The 15778-nt window shown below is 56.4% G+C and carries 15 protein-coding genes; 10 read left to right on the forward strand and 5 right to left on the reverse strand.

Annotated features, from left to right (window positions below):
* Positions 1-62: 62 nt before the first annotated feature.
* The 3 genes from HUG12_RS09665 to HUG12_RS09675 form a co-directional block, all read right to left on the reverse strand.
* On the reverse strand, positions 63-416 hold the full coding sequence (locus HUG12_RS09665) for a hypothetical protein (protein WP_179268557.1): 354 nt from the start codon (positions 414-416) through the stop codon (positions 63-65).
* A 176-nt stretch (positions 417-592) separates the two neighbouring features.
* Entirely contained in the window at positions 593-808 is a 216-nt protein-coding gene (locus HUG12_RS09670) for a hypothetical protein (RefSeq protein ID WP_179268558.1), read from the reverse strand.
* Positions 805-1089, reverse strand: a complete 285-nt coding sequence (locus HUG12_RS09675) for a hypothetical protein (protein WP_179268559.1) — start codon at positions 1087-1089, stop codon at positions 805-807. The genes HUG12_RS09670 and HUG12_RS09675 overlap by 4 nt, the downstream gene beginning before the upstream one ends.
* 140 nt (positions 1090-1229) lie before the next feature.
* On the opposite strand from HUG12_RS09675, the gene HUG12_RS09680 reads away from it, so the two are divergent.
* The 10 genes from HUG12_RS09680 (at position 1230) to HUG12_RS09725 (ending at position 13011) form a co-directional block, all read left to right on the forward strand.
* Entirely contained in the window at positions 1230-1664 is a 435-nt protein-coding gene (locus HUG12_RS09680) for an ArsR/SmtB family transcription factor (RefSeq protein WP_179268560.1), read from the forward strand.
* A gap of 128 nt (positions 1665-1792) precedes the next feature.
* Positions 1793-2710 (forward strand): hypothetical protein, encoded by a 918-nt coding sequence (locus tag HUG12_RS09685; protein ID WP_179268561.1) that lies wholly within the window; start codon positions 1793-1795, stop codon positions 2708-2710.
* Positions 2711-2864: 154 nt separating this feature from the next.
* A complete protein-coding gene (locus HUG12_RS09690; protein WP_179268562.1) occupies positions 2865-3140 on the forward strand; it encodes a hypothetical protein in 276 nt (91 codons plus the stop codon).
* 194 nt (positions 3141-3334) lie between these two features.
* Positions 3335-3634 (forward strand): hypothetical protein, encoded by a 300-nt coding sequence (locus HUG12_RS09695; RefSeq protein WP_179268563.1) that lies wholly within the window; start codon positions 3335-3337, stop codon positions 3632-3634.
* Between the two features lie 391 nt (positions 3635-4025).
* Entirely contained in the window at positions 4026-5093 is a 1068-nt protein-coding gene (locus HUG12_RS09700; RefSeq protein ID WP_179268564.1) for a hypothetical protein, read from the forward strand.
* Between the two features lie 56 nt (positions 5094-5149).
* Positions 5150-5818 (forward strand): hypothetical protein, encoded by a 669-nt coding sequence (locus HUG12_RS09705; RefSeq protein ID WP_179268565.1) that lies wholly within the window; start codon positions 5150-5152, stop codon positions 5816-5818.
* Positions 5815-6729, forward strand: coding sequence for a hypothetical protein (locus HUG12_RS09710; protein WP_179268566.1), 915 nt, complete (start codon positions 5815-5817; stop codon positions 6727-6729). Before HUG12_RS09705 ends, HUG12_RS09710 begins: the two co-directional genes overlap by 4 nt.
* A complete protein-coding gene (locus HUG12_RS09715) occupies positions 6730-7047 on the forward strand; it encodes a hypothetical protein (protein ID WP_179268567.1) in 318 nt (105 codons plus the stop codon).
* A 40-nt stretch (positions 7048-7087) separates the two neighbouring features.
* Positions 7088-9091: a hypothetical protein gene (locus HUG12_RS09720; RefSeq protein ID WP_179268568.1), complete on the forward strand. Its 2004-nt coding sequence runs from the start codon at positions 7088-7090 to the stop codon at positions 9089-9091.
* Positions 9092-9099: 8 nt separating this feature from the next.
* Positions 9100-13011 carry a hypothetical protein gene (locus HUG12_RS09725; protein WP_179268569.1) on the forward strand — a complete coding sequence of 1304 codons (3912 nt, stop codon included), beginning with the start codon at positions 9100-9102 and terminating at the stop codon, positions 13009-13011.
* 45 nt (positions 13012-13056) lie between these two features.
* Here the strand turns inward: HUG12_RS09725 and HUG12_RS09730 are convergent, their stop codons facing one another.
* Together HUG12_RS09730 and HUG12_RS09735 are read right to left on the reverse strand one after the other, a co-directional pair.
* On the reverse strand, positions 13057-14166 hold the full coding sequence (locus HUG12_RS09730) for an HNH endonuclease (protein WP_179268570.1): 1110 nt from the start codon (positions 14164-14166) through the stop codon (positions 13057-13059).
* A 254-nt stretch (positions 14167-14420) separates the two neighbouring features.
* The gene (locus tag HUG12_RS09735) at positions 14421-15737 is read right to left on the reverse strand and encodes a hypothetical protein (protein WP_179268571.1); all 1317 of its coding nucleotides are present in this window, start codon (positions 15735-15737) and stop codon (positions 14421-14423) included.
* Positions 15738-15778 lie beyond the last annotated feature (41 nt).

The following is a 15778-nucleotide window of genomic DNA, read 5'->3' on the forward strand; positions in this document are numbered from 1 at the left end:
GACAGGTTCTGTCAAAATATTCTTTAATTGGCGAGGGTATCGGTCACTGGGCTCGCCGTTATTCAGGCTTGGTTCCTGCGACGGATTCTCCATTCGTAGCACTGTTCGTATATGTCTCCGCTCTGAGTGAGTTCGAGGATCGCCAGTCGCGTAGCACCGCGGATGCTTCCCCAGCCATCTCCCCAGTCGGGCGCAGTCCACTGCCACTCCGCGTTCTTGTCGTCTCGCTGCCACCGGTCGTTTTCCAGCATGGTCGATGGGAGTGATCCATTGTGCCGGATGTTCGCCGGTAAGATGATTCGGGGCGGTGTTTCCGGGTGGTCTGCTGAGAGGTTGATTTGGGCCCTGATTGTTTGCGGGGTCCAACCCTCTGGAAGCTGTATGCCGGTGAGTTGGAGTGATTGGTTTACTTCCATTGGTGGCAGAACGCGTGGCACACGGAAATATTTTCTGTTTCGGTATCTTCAAAACAGATATTGAATCAATCTGCAGGTGGGGAATCCCTTCCACAATCATCTGATTCTGATGAGGTGGACGTGTTGTAGAGTACGATCTCACCGAAAAAGGGCCCAGTGTTCTACAGCACATTTAGTCAGTCATCGTCGCCGTCGTTGTTGCCGCGGAAGATAATCCACAGGCCAGCGAGGCCGAGGGCGGCTGCCCACTGTTCACGACTCGGGTTGAAATCAGCGTCTCGGATGAGGGCGTGGTCGCGGACAGCACTCCATTCGGCCAGCACCCACACCGCGGACAGGAGGAGGACAGCGAATACGGCCGGGTGGGCGAACAGGTACTCGGGAAGCGTCATGGCGGGGGCTGCTCTCGCTCGTGGTCAGGTGTCTCGGGCGTGACTGGGACGCGAACGAGACCGCCGTACCCGGTGAGCAACCGTGTGAGGGCTCGTGTGGCGAACAGGATCAGGCCGATGGCGGTGAGCCCGAGCAGGGGGATGCTGACCGCATCGTACATGATCGCAAGGACGACGGCACCGGGCAGCACCAGGGCGGCTGGCACGGCCGTATCTTCCGGCCCGGCGATGATGAGGAGGATGGCAGCGACCTGTACGAGTACGACCAGTGTTAGACTCACGATACAGGTGGGTGTACGGGTTCAGCCGCGAAAAGCGTTTCGGATATAGTGTACTTCAGTAATATATGTACTCTCGTGTTTTCTTTCCGATTGTAACCTCTAGTGTTTTACAAAGCCGGGGCGAAGGCTGTGGACAAGACATGGTTGATGCGGACGATGCTGAGGTGGTTGGTGAGGTGTTGCAGGCCGTCGGGAACCCGCACAGGCTCCGGCTTCTCTATGGCTTGGCCACTGGCCGGTCGCGACAGGAACTGGCCGGAGAGCTCCCGATCTCGGGTAGCGGTGTCACGAATCATTTGCGTGTGTTGGCGGATGCAGACCTGATTTATCGTGGTGAGGACGGGTGGCAGGTGTCACCGCTGGGTCGGGTGATCGCGGACTGGGTTGGTGGGTCTGCTGGTGACATTGTCGAGGCGAAACACCGGCTGGGTGATGCACAGGAGCAGGCCGCGGCGGAGCTGGCTGAGGTGCCGTTGTCGGGCCAGGAATTGGAGCGGGCGGTGCAACGGCGGAAATGGGAATTGGTGCGCGAGGAGGTCGCAGGATTGCTTGAAGACGCGGATACCGACGCGTAACACGTTGTTCTCCGTCGTTTGCCGCGAATGAACTCCTCGATTATTTGAACTCCCAGTGCCATGAAAAGCTAACCCGCGAAAAAGTCAGCACAAGAAACTTTTATGCCCTGACACGTGCGGTATGGACTATGAAACGCCGCGTATTCCTTTCTACTGCTTCCGCTGGTACCGCCTTAATCGCTGGTTGCACCAGCAACGACGAGCCTGGGGACACCCCAGAGGAGACCGGTACTGACACCCCGCCTGACACGGTCACAGACACAGATTCGGACACGCCAACTGAGACAGAATCGGATACCTCGACCGAGTCAACGCCGGAGTACGACGCGGTCATAGAATACACTGCCCACGTGCAGGATGACGCGAACGGCGAGTACGACCTTCCGGAACCGATTTACGATAACTGGAGTTGGATCGTGATTGACTTCGAGGTCGTGGAGGGGCAGCTGGATATGGAGGACGTTTGGTTTAACGGACTGTTTGAAACTGAGCAGCGGTATTACACGGTTTCGAAGCAGACTGACGGCGCCGAGGATGGTATCGAGTCACGAGGAGCGATCCGTCAGGGAAGTGGTGGCGTGACGCTGCACGAGTATCCGCCAAGCCCGGCGTCCGATCTTGTGGGGCCGATGTTTGCTGCGATGGACTCGAGTATCGGTGGGGATGGTGTCGTGACGGACGGCCCGACCGACCTGTACCCTTCTGTCACAGTTGAGTATTCGGTGGAAACCGCTCAGAATCCGGACGTGCTCCGTGACGAACACGAGGCTGAGCAGGGGAACGTGTGGGCGACTGTGAATCTAAACGTGGCTGAGGGGGTGCTCAATCTTGAGGATGTGTGGTTCCGGAGCCAGTTACTGACTGATTCTCGCGTGTACGAGTGCGACCATACGAGCCAATTTGCCGAGCAAGGGGTTCGGGCGCGTGGACTCGTCAAGCAGGGTTACTCGGCAAACGCTCTGTACCAGATCGCGGAGAACGAGTCTGTCGAGGAATGGGGGTATCAGGAGGACAACCGGCAGGACGTTACTATCCGGAGAGTTTGAATCACGAGTTGTCATATGTTGTGAAGAGCAGGCTCTACTGAGCGACAGATCTAGTTAGTTGATTGTTTGATAGAGAGATTCCAATTGTTCCAACCGGTTCCAAGGTTCCCCTCAACTTATTTAAAGCAACTTTGATAGTCCTGTTTACAGGTTGATGATTGATCTCGGTGTTGTACAGTTCGGAGCCGCAACAGGGCTCGTCGTGCTGGTGCTTTTGCTGGCCACGGCCATCAAGGGATCTGGGCGGGACCGAGATGCTGTTCTTCGGTATTCGTACGTTGAGCTGGTAGTGATCGCAGCATCGGTCTATCACCAGTTTGCGGTGGTGTCACCCCAGACCGGCGTGGAGAACATTATCGATGGGGCGACGTGGTGGATTATGGGTGTCGTGATTCTGCGGCCATGGCTCAGTGATTTGGTGGATAAGTAGCGCTTCGACGAGAGGTTCAACACCGTGACCAAGCACGCGCATAACGATATTGGACGGAGCCTGGTGCTCCGCCACCATGTAATTCACTGTCAGGTCCTGGGTACCCTGACTACTGATGTTCAGTTCTTACAGGATGTGGGCGTGTGGCAGCGGCGCTTTTCCGAAAACCCGTTGCTGGAGGTGAACTTCACACAATGGTATTCGACCTCCTTGATCAGGTAGACGATGTAGTCTGGACATGGTTGCTACACCTCTCTGCATTCCTCGCTGGCATTCATCTCGTGTTAGTCGGGATGGAGTATTTGACGCAGCCAGCACAGTCATTGCTAGGTGAACAGCTTGCTGGGATTGGGCTACACGCATCCGGGTTAGCGCTGAGTCTGGAAGGAGCGGTCACGATCTTTGTGCTGCTGGTCGGCACGCTTCTCACACTCATCGGGCTTGGTTTCCTACTGTATGTTGGGAAGCAGGTGTTTGAGCAGTATATGGCGTAAGCGTGGTGGAGCTAAACACCCGCTCCGTCATTCTTTTTCTTTCCTTTTCTCCGGGTTTTGACTGCAACTTTTATAAGGAAGCTTGGGTAGTACGGTAATCAGTACGGCTCCTCTCGGACTTTCCTTCGAGGAGAGCACTCTGCAAACCCATAGGTGGATCAACGCTGACCACGACTCGTAAGCCCCGGAGCACAGGCCAAACGTCCAGCCAGCTGGTGTATGGCGCTACTACCCGCATCGACAGCCAGCCGGCCGGGCTAAATGTCGTACTCCGTGGAAGCGGTAGCGCTTATTGTAGTGTTCAATGCGGTCAGCGGTATCCATCGCGAACCCAGGTTCTCGGGCGCCCCATTGCCCGGGGGAGGTGATTATAAAAATGGGAGCATTAGGAATGTCTACACGTGCTTGGACTGCAGTCCTTCTTGCACTCGTTGCAGGAGTTGGACTCGCAGCATCGGGTATCGTGACTATGCCGAGCGTCGGGAACTTCTCGATCGGCGACCAGACAAGCGATGAGACCCAACAGGATGGCGTCTCTGTCATCGATGCGTCGACAGACGGCCAGCTCACGTTCCCGACCTCTGCGTCGAACATGGACGTGTACTTGGCCGACGTGGAGGCAACAGATCTCTCCAGTGAAACCACTTCACCGGTTCACTACGGGGATTATGTTGACTTCTCAGCATCCGATGCAATCAGCGGCCTGACCGAGGGAGTTGAGTACCACAAGGTCTCACTCTCCAGTTCCAAAACAGCCACCTTCGCTGATCTCGAACCGGGCACGTATGACTTGATCGTCGTGGACAAGGCTGGTACTCGAGAGTACCACTACCACTTCGGCCAAGTTACGATGCCTGAGCGGATTAGCGAGTTCAAGGCAGAGAACAACAACGTCGTTGAGCTGACACGGAACACGGATGGCGACAAGGTCGTCTTCTTCGATCGGTGGGCCAGCTACAAGGATGACAGTTCAGCTGTATACCAGCCAGGACAGACGAAGGCTGTCGCGCTTGACGCGAACATCGACGATCCGTCCAGCAATGTGACGGACCGACAGCGCACGATCGAGCGATCAGTGACACACACCAGTGGTGTGTCGTATCTGGGCAAGTTCGTCGTGAAGAACTTCAACCCGGACGACGGAGTGTCCAAGCTCGCTGTTTCGGTATCCTGTGAGGGATCCGAGCTCTACAGCAAGACACTGCTGGACGGTGCGACCGACGAAATCGGGAGCGACAATGCGTTCAGTGAATCGCTCGTCTCTGAAGCTCAGCACAATCCGAAGGAGTGTAATGGCGAAGTCTTGACGTCTGTTGACGTCACGTACGACGCAAGCACGCTTTCCGGGTCTGCTGACGACGACGAGATTGGTACCGGTGAGAAGATCGCTGACTTCGAAGTTCAGGACATTTACGGCAATTCACTCGGTTCCGATGGACTTGTCTCCATCACAGGCTAATCCCTGGTTGATGGTGTGGGGTATGGTCGGACTTGGCGTCCGGCCCCACTTTTCCGATGGCGCTCTCAGTCGCAGATGGCCGCGGTCCGCTTCCGGATTCGCGGCATGAACTCCTGTTCATGGCTGTAGCTCTGGCGCTGACGGCGACCTTCGTGTTCGCAGGAGCGATGGTATACGTCCAGCAGAATCCGGGGGCACCGTGGCAGCTTGAGGCCATGTACAGTTCGGCGTTCAGCCTCGCTGGCGATCAAGCAATCACTGCGGACACCCCGTTGGAATTGCCGCAGGAGGACGCTCAGTATCTGAATCGCGTCTACCGCGAGCTGAACACTCGGTCGGGTGATGAGGTGGGGGAGCAAGGCTACTGTCTGGACGTCGTGAACGGTCGCCTCAGCGTCCAGCAAGCGGGCACGATTGAAGCACGGGAAGATCGAGTCACGTACACGACCGCGAACTGTCTCTTCAGGGGCAGTATCGCAGGGACAGCGCACTTTCACCCGCCATCGAGTCGACCAGTCCTGTCCGGGCCCTCGACAAGTGCCCACCCCGATTTCAATGATAAACTGGCGCTGCTGGAAAGCAGTCACCGGTTCAGCTGTGTGCAGGCCGGGCTGATGACCACGACCCCTGGTGACCAGACGCGGGCATTCCGGTGTTACCTGAAACCGGCGAGCGGCGAGATTACTGACGAGTTCCCGGAGATTCGTGTGGAGGTGAGCGAATGAGCGCGTTGGACTTTACCGACGAAACGTTTCAGGTTCAGAAGGTCAATATCGCGGTCTTCTGGTTGATCATCACCGGGCTCGCGATCGTCGGATTACTGTGGATGAACACGCTTGGCGCCAACTCTGGAAACACCGCACTCACATCCACATCCACCATGTTCGCACTACTCTGGACCGCCAGTGTGATCATTGAATTCGCGGTCTACATGTTCTATCGGCATCGGTTCTGGGGCGACCGGGAGAATGAGATTGGTGCCATGGACGTCTCCCTACTCTGGTTTTATCTCGGGTTTGCAGCCATGGTAGTCGTGTCCACTGTTGGCCGATTAAGCGTGATGCAGCCGATGTCGCTTCTGTCACAAGCCGCTGAACGTGGTGCGTTAACGGACTTCCAATATCTGTATATGAACGCCTTTGTCGCCCCGACGATCGAGGAGAACTTCTTCCGGATTGCGCTTCCCGTCTTCCTGATCATCTTATTCGTCGGGATTGCAGAGAGCCTGGATATCGACTGGTTGGGTCACCCGGTCGTGCAGGTAGTTGCCGCAGTCTCGATCTCGAGCCTCGGGTTCGTTGTGTTCCATACACTGGAGGAGTCGAATCCTGAGTTCCAGCTGGTCGCGTTTGTGTTTGGCACCGTGTTGGCCGCCGTGTTTGTCGGTGATCTGGTGCTGAACGTGTTTTCGAGTGTGACGGTGGTTCCGGCGCTGTTGGTCGGCATCCACCTGGGGAATAATGTCCTGTATATCGGGTTGCGTCGAACAGTGGATATCTTATTGAGCGGGGAGAGCGGGATTTTGCTGCCGGTAGTCGGTATCGATATTGGTGGTCATCTGATCTTGGGCATGTTCGTGGTGGGGGCGGTGATCGCCGCCCAGGAGATGGTGAGCCTAGTCAGGGAGTGGATGTAGATGGAGGGAGGTACTGTTGAGGACTACATTGAGCGGATAGAAACGTATCTGGATGCGTTTGACTATGCACAGACCGAGGTCGATGTTACGGTATCCGCCTACGATTCTCTGTGTGGGACGGGGGTGGAGCCAGCGTTGCGAGTGGGTGTTCGTGATCGGACGGCTTCGCGGCCGAAGCGCTCAGGGGTCTTTGAGGCGGAGGTGTCGTGGTCGGCGGTGTACGCAGAGGCGGCGAGACGTGATGCCGTGTATGAGCAGGTGCTTGAGGAGGTTTCTGAAACGTTCAGTGATTTATACGTGTTCTCGTCGGACCAGTGAGAGCCGGGAGTCAAAACTGGGCGCGAGCATACTTATTTAAATGAATTTTGACAGGTTGTTAAGCGAGGGTCCGATCTCTGTGACGACTATCCCGCGGCGCACTATCCTGGCCATCCTTGGTCTACTTATTCTCGGTGCTGTCGTCGCGGTTGTTGGTCCTGGCCTGTTCAGCCTGTCCTCGAACCTCTGTCTCGAGAGTGCTGACGAGGTCCGTATCGAGAGTTCGGTGCTCGAGTTCTCCGGTGATCGGGGGTGGTCGATCAATGCGGCGGCCGGCTGTGATAACAAGATCGTGGGCGGGACCACCACGCTCCCAAAAGACAGTATCAGTACGGATGAGGCGTCTGCGGAACGTGATTTCACGCTTGGGTTGACGAGTTTTGATGCCTGGTTCTATCAAGGGATCAGGGACACGCGAAGCCCGGTCTATACCGTGCGGAGTGCCGTGTTTTCTGACTGCGGGTTATTCTCGGGGGATGAGTGCCCGAATTCTCAGGATGACTGTGATGCGTTCCAGGCCGAGTCATCGGAGTCGAGTCCTGCTGAATTCCGGTATACCGATGGGTCGGATCTCTATTGCTACAAGGTAGAACGCGTTGGCTCAGTGTCGGACTGGACCTTGGCCCAGGGCACTGACTTTGATGGCACATTTACTGTAGAGGCTGCTGGCCGGAGTGATACGGATACGATCTCGAAGGATGATGTGACTGCCCGGCTGCAGGTGGCTGATGTGAACGTTGACGGTGATCGGGAACATGCACATGTGACGTGGACCGGGAGTCTGGCCGGTGAATTGCGGTCGATGGATCTCTCGGAGTTCATCGCCACCTGTGAGAATAATTGTGAGCAGCACACCAACGAGATTTCCTGGGGTGTTGGTGCTGAATCCCAGTATTCTGCCTATTCAGCATATGATGGCGGTGGCTTCCAGTCCTGTGTCGAGACGGAGGTCGATGCGAATGGTGCGCCGCACACCTGTGTGAATGCCTATAATAATAGAGCGAGCAACGTGTTCGCCGACGCCTCGTCCGGAATCCGGTCATTCGCCGGGTTCGACGTGGCAGATGTCCGGTTCCAGGACGGCCAGATCCAGGTCGTCGCTGACCGGGGGACAGCGATCGATCGTCCCGAGTTCCGTATCCTTGTTGATGCGGACTGGATCGGGTTCTCGATTCCTACGGTCCAGCCTCGGTTTGAGTCAGTACCGGATGTGACGGTGATCGGGAACAGTCAATCGACGGCTGCGATCGATGTGCGGAACACGGGAGAGACGGGGGAGATGCAGGTGTTTGCGGAGTGTCCCTCACCCATCAGTGGCGGCAGTGATACGGCGATGGTGCCGTCGGGTGAGACTGGCCGGTTCTTCATCCCGATCAGTGCCGGGCCGACCGAGACGCGGGATTATACGTGTACGGTGACGTCGCAGGATACAGATACCGCCGAGACGGCACAGACCACTGAGTTGACGGTGCACGCGAAGACCTCGTGTCCGGATGGGGATGGGGACGGTGTCTGTGACCAGCTGGACGCCTGTCCGGATGAACCGGGTGCCGGGTCGAACAATGGCTGCCCCCTCGAGGAGGTCTGTGGTAACGATGTGGATGATGACGGTGATGGCCGCGTCGACGAAGGCTGTGAGGAGCCTGGTGGCAACTGGTTTGAGAACCTGTTCAGTGGGCTTCCTGCGATCGGCGGTGTTGGTACGGGGCTGGATCAGTTAGCAGGCGACCTCGGTATGCTGTTGAGTGGCGGAGGGAGCTGGTTGGCGTGGTTTGATGTCGCGTTCACGGTGGCTATCGGGCTCGCTGTGTTGATGTTGGTCAGTACTGTCCTGCTCAATTTGTTCCCGACCGCGGAGTTTGTTGACTTGCTGCCGGTGAAGGAGTGGCAGTTCCGGTTGCTGGTCGGCATCTTCTTCGGGGTGCTGGCGGCGGGCAGTGCCTACGCCTTCGTCTCGAGCATTGTCGGAAAGGTGCTCCTCCTGGTCGTCGTTGGTGGGGCGATTGGGCTGTACGCGTACGTCGAGAGCTTGGTGCCGGGGTGAGGCTGGGAATGGGTGACGGAACGAGACCGGTGGCAGTAGTTCTCCGTCAATACCGACGGCTTGCAGTCCTCGCGGTCTTTCTGCTGCTGTTGAGTGGTGGTGCGGCGGGTGCTGAACTGGTCGTTGACGGGTTAACTGAGGAGAAGATCACGACCACGTTCTATGACACTGAGAGCAGTGAAATCGGGCACGTGAATTTTCAGACCGAGTACTTGGATCTGAACCTCACGTATGATGAGGTGTTCACGCACAGCAGTTGGAGTGATGATTTCAGTATGGTGCAGTTCTCGAAGAACACGATTGAACGAACCGATACGAATGATACGATTCGGTTCCGGCCCACGCTCCGCAGTGACCAGAACGCGGACTACGGGGATGACGGACTGAATCAGGTGTTTTCTGATAACGGTGAATGGTTCTACGACGAGGAAACCACGGTAGTAACTGGGGAACTGGTGGGGGACGAGTTCAACGGTACTTTTTCACATACTAACGGAGATCTGATTGTCCGCGTTGAAAGCCACTATGAGCACCTGATCATAGAATATTCGGTCGAGTACCCGAATGGGACGGTGGCCTGGAACGGTACCGACATCTACAGCGGTAACGGTACGAACCGTCTCCCGGTGGCCGGTACCGTCGAACAGGTGAATACGACCCACGTCCGGCAGGAACTCACCTACGACAACCGGTTCGGCAGCAGCGACTGGAAGCAGCTGGTGGTCGCGCACGGTCGCGACACCAGTATCGTGAACGTCGACACCGACGGCTTGGAACAGAACACCTGCAGTATGAACTACAGCGACGTCGAGCCCGAACTGGATGCAAACCAGGTTGACGACCGATTCCACCTGGACGACCCGGACGCGTACCAGTATTCCTGCTTCAACGTGTCCTATCCTGCTGACAGTCAGGAAACGGTCACGGTCACATTCCGGCAGCCAGAACCCGTCGAAGAACAAGGAAACACACTGGGAGCGATAGATAGCGAGTATGACTACTTTTCCTACCTTATCGGTTCTGTTGCCAGCTTCCAGGTAAGCAGTAGTGCGGAGTGGCAGGACGGGACGTTCACGAACACGGTGGATAGTAGTGGTACCCTCCAGCTAGAACTATTGCCTGTCACAGAGGATTGGGAAGACGGGGATTACACGAATAACCCGACGTGGACGGAGCCAGAGACAGGTGGTACAGCCACGGTTCAGAGTTCAACAGTAGCGGTGGGGAATAATGCGTTAGATATTGCGACCAACGGGGGAGGGGAGCATATTCTTCTTCATGACCGAGGAACAGGCGTTACTGTTAATGACGGCGATGTTTACGAGGTATGGATGCGTGTAGAGACTAATAAAAGAGGGTACTGGTGGATAGGAGGGAACGACCTGGCCGCTGCTGACAATATAGGTATCCACTGGCAGGACGACTTAGATACGCTTGAGGTGGATACGCAGGATGGTACGGGTGGCAATCTCGCAGATTCAGATATAATGGATTACAGCGATGTATCTGCAAACACGTGGTTACGGTTTGAAGTTGAGCTACACCCATCGAATAGTGAAGTGCTTGTGCGGGCGTATGATACGTCTGACGTACTGCAAGGAAATACCAGTGTTCAAACCAGTGGCGATGATATTCTCAGGTTTATCGGGTTGAGGAATCAAGATGCGAACACCGGAAGCGTATTCTTCGGTGATTTGACACATGCGTACGAACACAGTGCCACGGGTTCGTACACGTCTAAAATCTATAATGCCAGCGAAAAGAAGATATGGAACAACGTCACCATGGGCGGGTTGACGAACCCTGAACTGGCGAATATCACCGTGCAAACGTCTAACGATAACTTTTCCACCATCCTAGAGCAGGATACGCTGACCGGCTTGTCGGCGGGAACCAACACGTATGATCTGTCCCTGACCGAGGGAGCGCAGCAGGTCCGGTTCAACTACTCCTTCATCGCTGGTTCAACGCCGTCAGTGGACAACACGACGGTGCAGGGGCACACTACAAACCTGGCTCCGGTACTCGCCAACACAACGTTCATCGACGACCGGCAAACCGCAGTTCGCCGAGTCAACCACTCCCTCGATGACCGGGGTGAGCAAGATATCCAGAGCTTCATCGGCAACGGCTCCCTCCTCCAATTCACAAACACAACCCTCAGCGTCGACATCACCCTCCCCTTCGACTCCTTCTTCTCAGTCACAGATTCTGCCGGCGCTACCAGCAACACCGTGGACGTGAACCTCTCTGAGACCGATACGGGAACCTGGGCAGACGACTTTGCCCACACCCTCGACACACAGCGGACCAACCGCTCGGTCACCATCCACAACCACGCAGGAGACAGCATCGACTACCAGTACAGCTTCCCCACGTGTGTCAACCAGACCAGCGAAGAATACACTGGCAGCATCAGTGCCAGCAGCTCGGTCACGAACACCCTCGTCTGCCAGGATGACTGGCTCACCAACGAAGCCGAAGTTCCCCATCGACTGGCGCAAAACCGGTCGGCCACCTCGACACTGGCCACCCAGCACATAGTCAATCAGACGGCGCTCAACGTCACGAACCAACAGTCCGTAACCTTCTCCGAGGTAAACCTCTCCTCGCACTGCAGTCTCACGACAACGGCTTCAATTGCGGGCGGCCAGACCCAGGCCACGACCCAGTGTAACAACGAGTCCGTCACCGCCGACCGCATCAACCACACGCAGTTCCGGTTCGTTCCACCGCCAGATCCTGTCACCCTCGGCGCTCCGTATCCTGGACATCGCCATATCCAGCTCACCGAGGAGGCCGGGGTTTCCTGGACGAATATCAACACGACAGGTGGGGTAGCCGCACCTGATCAATGTACACAGGCGAACGCGTCGACAGTCAACCTCTCTGCCGGGGCAACGACGAACGTGACCGTCGGCTTCAGCTGCATCCCTGGATCCGTATCCGGAACACAACTCGTTATCCGGGACGGGTTCCCGTCCGCCGACTATACGACCGAGGAATACACGACGGACCAGCTAGTGGTCCACAGCAATGCCACGGCCAACACCACGATCATCTGGCCGATACTCAAGGACAGCCTCGAGCGGTGGCGAGACCGCACCTCTACCAGTGTCTCTGCAGTCGTCGATCACTCCAGTCGAAATATCTCGGTCGTGGAAAACAATACGCACGTCCTGGTCCGGATTGGTCCAGACCATGGGAATTCCTCGCTCCACGAAGGCGTGTACACCGCCTCCCTGTCGTACTATTATGACTCAAGCGACGGCGGCGGTCCTGCTCGCGATGAGGAACACAATCAGTCCGCACCCGGCGGGATCACGGTTGATGTCCTAGTCGTTACTGGTGCGCCGGGAGCCGACGTTGACACCAGTTTCACGATCGACAACACTGCCACCACTCGACGCATTCTCACGGTCGCACCAGCGAACGAGTCGCTGCCCGGGTGTGCGTACATCCAGTTGCAGCAATCCGAGATCAGTACCATGTACGGAGACGCAGGGGAGTATCGTGTCGGGGCCCAGGACTCCGTCTCGCCACGGGTTCGTGCAACGATCCCGGACAAACAGGTGCTTGGCACGGTCGATACGAACGAGGTCTACTGTGAGTACAACGTCTCCAGCCAGGGCCGGCACCTGACCACGTTCATCGTCACGGTCCGTGCAGATCCGTCGTGGCCGGACCGCATCAACGACGTTACACAGTCGTACTTCTTCGGCTTGGAGCTGTTCACCGAGAAAACGGTGTGCTGGCCGCCAGGCGAAGAAGCAACACGGGTGCTAGAGGAGGACTTCGAGTGTCCGGAGAAATGGCAAGAGACTATTGAGTGGTGGCCTACCCCAATAGCGGTACTTTTCGGCGCACTATTTGTCATCTCTGGGGTGTTCTCATTGCGGTTGCTCTCTCGTCGTCTCTAGTGCCGACGATTCACCGATCCGAAGATCCAGCCGAGAAATTCCATCTCATCCTTCTGCGTCAAAGTCCGTTGCTGTGAAACCCTTCGGCGGTCGATCATCGAAGGATTGGTGGACCCACTCGTTCCAGAACGCTTCCTGATCAGCGTACTCCACAGAATCCCAGTACGCGATCGCATACCCTCCGTCCTCCCGTGGTTGGCCACCACCGTGAGCATAGTAATGGCACTCCGCACACAGCACGGCCAAGTTCTCTTCCGAGTTCTTCCCGCCTTGACTCCGGGGAATGATGTGATGAACCTGCAACTCGTCTTCCTCCCCACAGCAGACACACGTCTGAGTGTCTCGGTCCATCACCGCCTCTCGCGTACTGTTTTTCAGCCGGTCAGTCGCGATTCCCTCTCCTGGAATCTCTTTGAACTGTCTTGCGTAGCTGATGGAGCTGTCCGTGGCTTTGGCTACGAGATCGTTGTTCTCCCGCAGGTAGGGGAACGCCTGCTTGAGCGCGATGATCTTGTCCTTCTTGTAGGGGAACGAGTTCGGTGAATCCTGGAGATAGGTTTGGTAGATGTCTACGAGGGCGGCTTCGACCTCTTGGAGCTCATTCGCCAACGCAAGCCACTCCGGATCCTTTTGCTTCAGCTCGTGTGTGACCCGCTCTTCCTTTGCTTCAAGTTCGTCCTGAACTGCCTGCATCTCCGCTGTCCACGTGATCCCTGTTGGCTCAGTTGGCTCACCGTGTGCAGACGGTTCTCGTTCCTCGAGTGGTTCCGATTTCAGGGCGACGACCCGCCAACCGGAGCCGATGCCCGTGGATTGCGTGCCGTAAGATGCTTCGTCAACGGTGAAGTCCTCGTGCTCCGATCGCTGGACGAGATAGACGCCTTCCGCCCGCCTCACAATCCACTTCTTGAGGGGGAGCAGCAACTCCTCCTGTCTCTCGTCTTGTTCATACGGGATCCATTCTCGGCGCCGGATCAGGTCGAGATAGGGGTCGGGAGCATTCCTGCCGAGCGTTTGTTTGAGGGCATCGACATCGCCCAGATTCCGATACCATCTGTCCGCTGTAGGCAGTGGAACCTCGTATTCCCGGGCGATTTGTTTCGCGGCGTCGTCGAAGAATTCCGCATCCTCAGCCCACCCGTCTTCCCCGTCCATTGCTTCGACGTGGTCGGTGGGAAAGTAAGAACCTATGGCTCCCTCATCACCACACTACGGGGAGATCTCCTAGGGACTCCATTCGCCGGGGGCAGCGGATGGAGGAGCTCTGATATGTGGGCGCACCTGATTGGACTCCGGAGATGCGCCCGGACAAGGAACTCCACTTGCAGACGATAATCCTTTGGCTCTCTTACAGCTCTGCCACTTGATGGGAACGCCTTCTTAGCGCATCCGACTAAGCTGCTACTGCATCATTTGATGTACTCTGAGAGGTGCATACTCTCAGTCCTCTGTTTGAGCTCCTCTCGTGCCTCATCCTCGATGGTTGCTTTTTCGAGAAGAGAACACAACGTGTTGCGTGTGCCTTTTGTCAGGGTGTCTCCTTCATGCAGGAGACAGAACCCGACGATTGACGCTCGGAGATAGTCCCAGATCTCCTCCTGAATGTCTTTCCCACTTCGATTCCGTCTTCCTCCATGCGCCCATTTGTTCCGGTACTCATCGTATCCTTGCTTTAGCGTTTTTCTCACCTCTAGTGGGTCATACTGGTCATCAAGCAGGCCTAACAAGAGCGGACAATACGCCGTGACCGTTCCCTTCCGCCCCCCGTACATCGCCTCGAGGCCGATCACTGCGAACGTCACACTCTCCCGCGTGTAGGTTCGCTTCTCGAGTGACGTCTCATAATGGTCGATCGCTGCGGAGAGTGGATAGTGGAAGTCCTTCGTATCACCGTCGATCTCTGAGTGTAGAAGGGTGAACAGGTTTTGCAGCCGTGACTCGTCGTCGCTCTCGATCTCGACTTTGGGCAGCGGGCTTGCGGATGAGATTGGTCTCCCCGTGCCGCGCTGTCCCAGATAGCCCTGCGGGATGTTTTCCTGATAGATATATGACGCATTTCCTCTGTCCACGAGTCTGAGTGCCGGCAGCAATACGTCATGGACTGGGTTTGTCGACTGACTCAGATTCGGGTGCTGCGTAGAGTGGTACCGGATGATTACTGAGTCACGGATTTCGGAGGGGCGAGTTTCGGACTGCATGCCTGGCAGGACATTTGCAAATCCGGAAACTTCGTACGTGAGCTCTTCCTCGGTGGGATGCCCGATTTCGATACTGTCAGTGATCTCAATAGGGCCATCACTGAGCTCGATACCCGTCAGATAGAAGTTGTGAACGTATTCCGGTGTGCCTCGTTCAAGATCTTGTTTCAGGGAGTCAAGGACGGCAGCTGCCCGATCGTCGTAACTGGTGAGGTACTCTCCTTCCTCACCGAAGACGTCGTGGAGGAGTTGGTAAACCATGTACCCGGAGAGCCGAAGGTCGTATTGGTCCTCGATGGCGGTTTGGAATGACTCGGTCGGGTCTGTAGATTGGAGTGATGCTTTTCGCAGTGCCTGTTCGATGTCCGGTCGTGAGTCCGTCTTCTGGGTGAATGCAAGTTCTGTAGGTTCAACTCGGTGGATCACGTTCTCGGGGATACCAACTGCTTCGATCTGTGCTGCAGCATGGTCGATGAACTCGTAGAATGCGGGTGAGAGGTTGCCTCCCTGGTCCGGCGAACTGGTCATGACGGACGCAGTGCGTACCGTGAGTTAAACCCCGGTTGCTT

The sequence above is a fragment of the Halorarum salinum genome (assembly GCF_013402875.1).
GTDB lineage: Archaea > Halobacteriota > Halobacteria > Halobacteriales > Haloferacaceae > Halorarum > Halorarum salinum.

Bases quoted from the DNA above. Each gene is read 5' to 3' on its own strand.
- HUG12_RS09665 (WP_179268557.1), bottom strand. From the start codon at position 416: ATGGAAGTAAACCAATCACTCCAACTCACCGGCATACAGCTTCCAGAG.
- HUG12_RS09670 (WP_179268558.1), bottom strand. From the start codon at position 808: ATGACGCTTCCCGAGTACCTGTTCGCCCACCCGGCCGTATTCGCTGTC.
- HUG12_RS09680 (WP_179268560.1), top strand. From the start codon at position 1,230: ATGGTTGATGCGGACGATGCTGAGGTGGTTGGTGAGGTGTTGCAGGCC.
- HUG12_RS09685 (WP_179268561.1), top strand. From the start codon at position 1,793: ATGAAACGCCGCGTATTCCTTTCTACTGCTTCCGCTGGTACCGCCTTA.
- HUG12_RS09690 (WP_179268562.1), top strand. From the start codon at position 2,865: ATGATTGATCTCGGTGTTGTACAGTTCGGAGCCGCAACAGGGCTCGTC.
- HUG12_RS09695 (WP_179268563.1), top strand. From the start codon at position 3,335: ATGGTATTCGACCTCCTTGATCAGGTAGACGATGTAGTCTGGACATGG.
- HUG12_RS09700 (WP_179268564.1), top strand. From the start codon at position 4,026: ATGTCTACACGTGCTTGGACTGCAGTCCTTCTTGCACTCGTTGCAGGA.
- HUG12_RS09705 (WP_179268565.1), top strand. From the start codon at position 5,150: ATGGCGCTCTCAGTCGCAGATGGCCGCGGTCCGCTTCCGGATTCGCGG.
- HUG12_RS09710 (WP_179268566.1), top strand. From the start codon at position 5,815: ATGAGCGCGTTGGACTTTACCGACGAAACGTTTCAGGTTCAGAAGGTC.
- HUG12_RS09715 (WP_179268567.1), top strand. From the start codon at position 6,730: ATGGAGGGAGGTACTGTTGAGGACTACATTGAGCGGATAGAAACGTAT.
- HUG12_RS09720 (WP_179268568.1), top strand. From the start codon at position 7,088: ATGAATTTTGACAGGTTGTTAAGCGAGGGTCCGATCTCTGTGACGACT.
- HUG12_RS09725 (WP_179268569.1), top strand. From the start codon at position 9,100: ATGGGTGACGGAACGAGACCGGTGGCAGTAGTTCTCCGTCAATACCGA.
- HUG12_RS09730 (WP_179268570.1), bottom strand. From the start codon at position 14,166: ATGGACGGGGAAGACGGGTGGGCTGAGGATGCGGAATTCTTCGACGAC.
- HUG12_RS09735 (WP_179268571.1), bottom strand. From the start codon at position 15,737: ATGACCAGTTCGCCGGACCAGGGAGGCAACCTCTCACCCGCATTCTAC.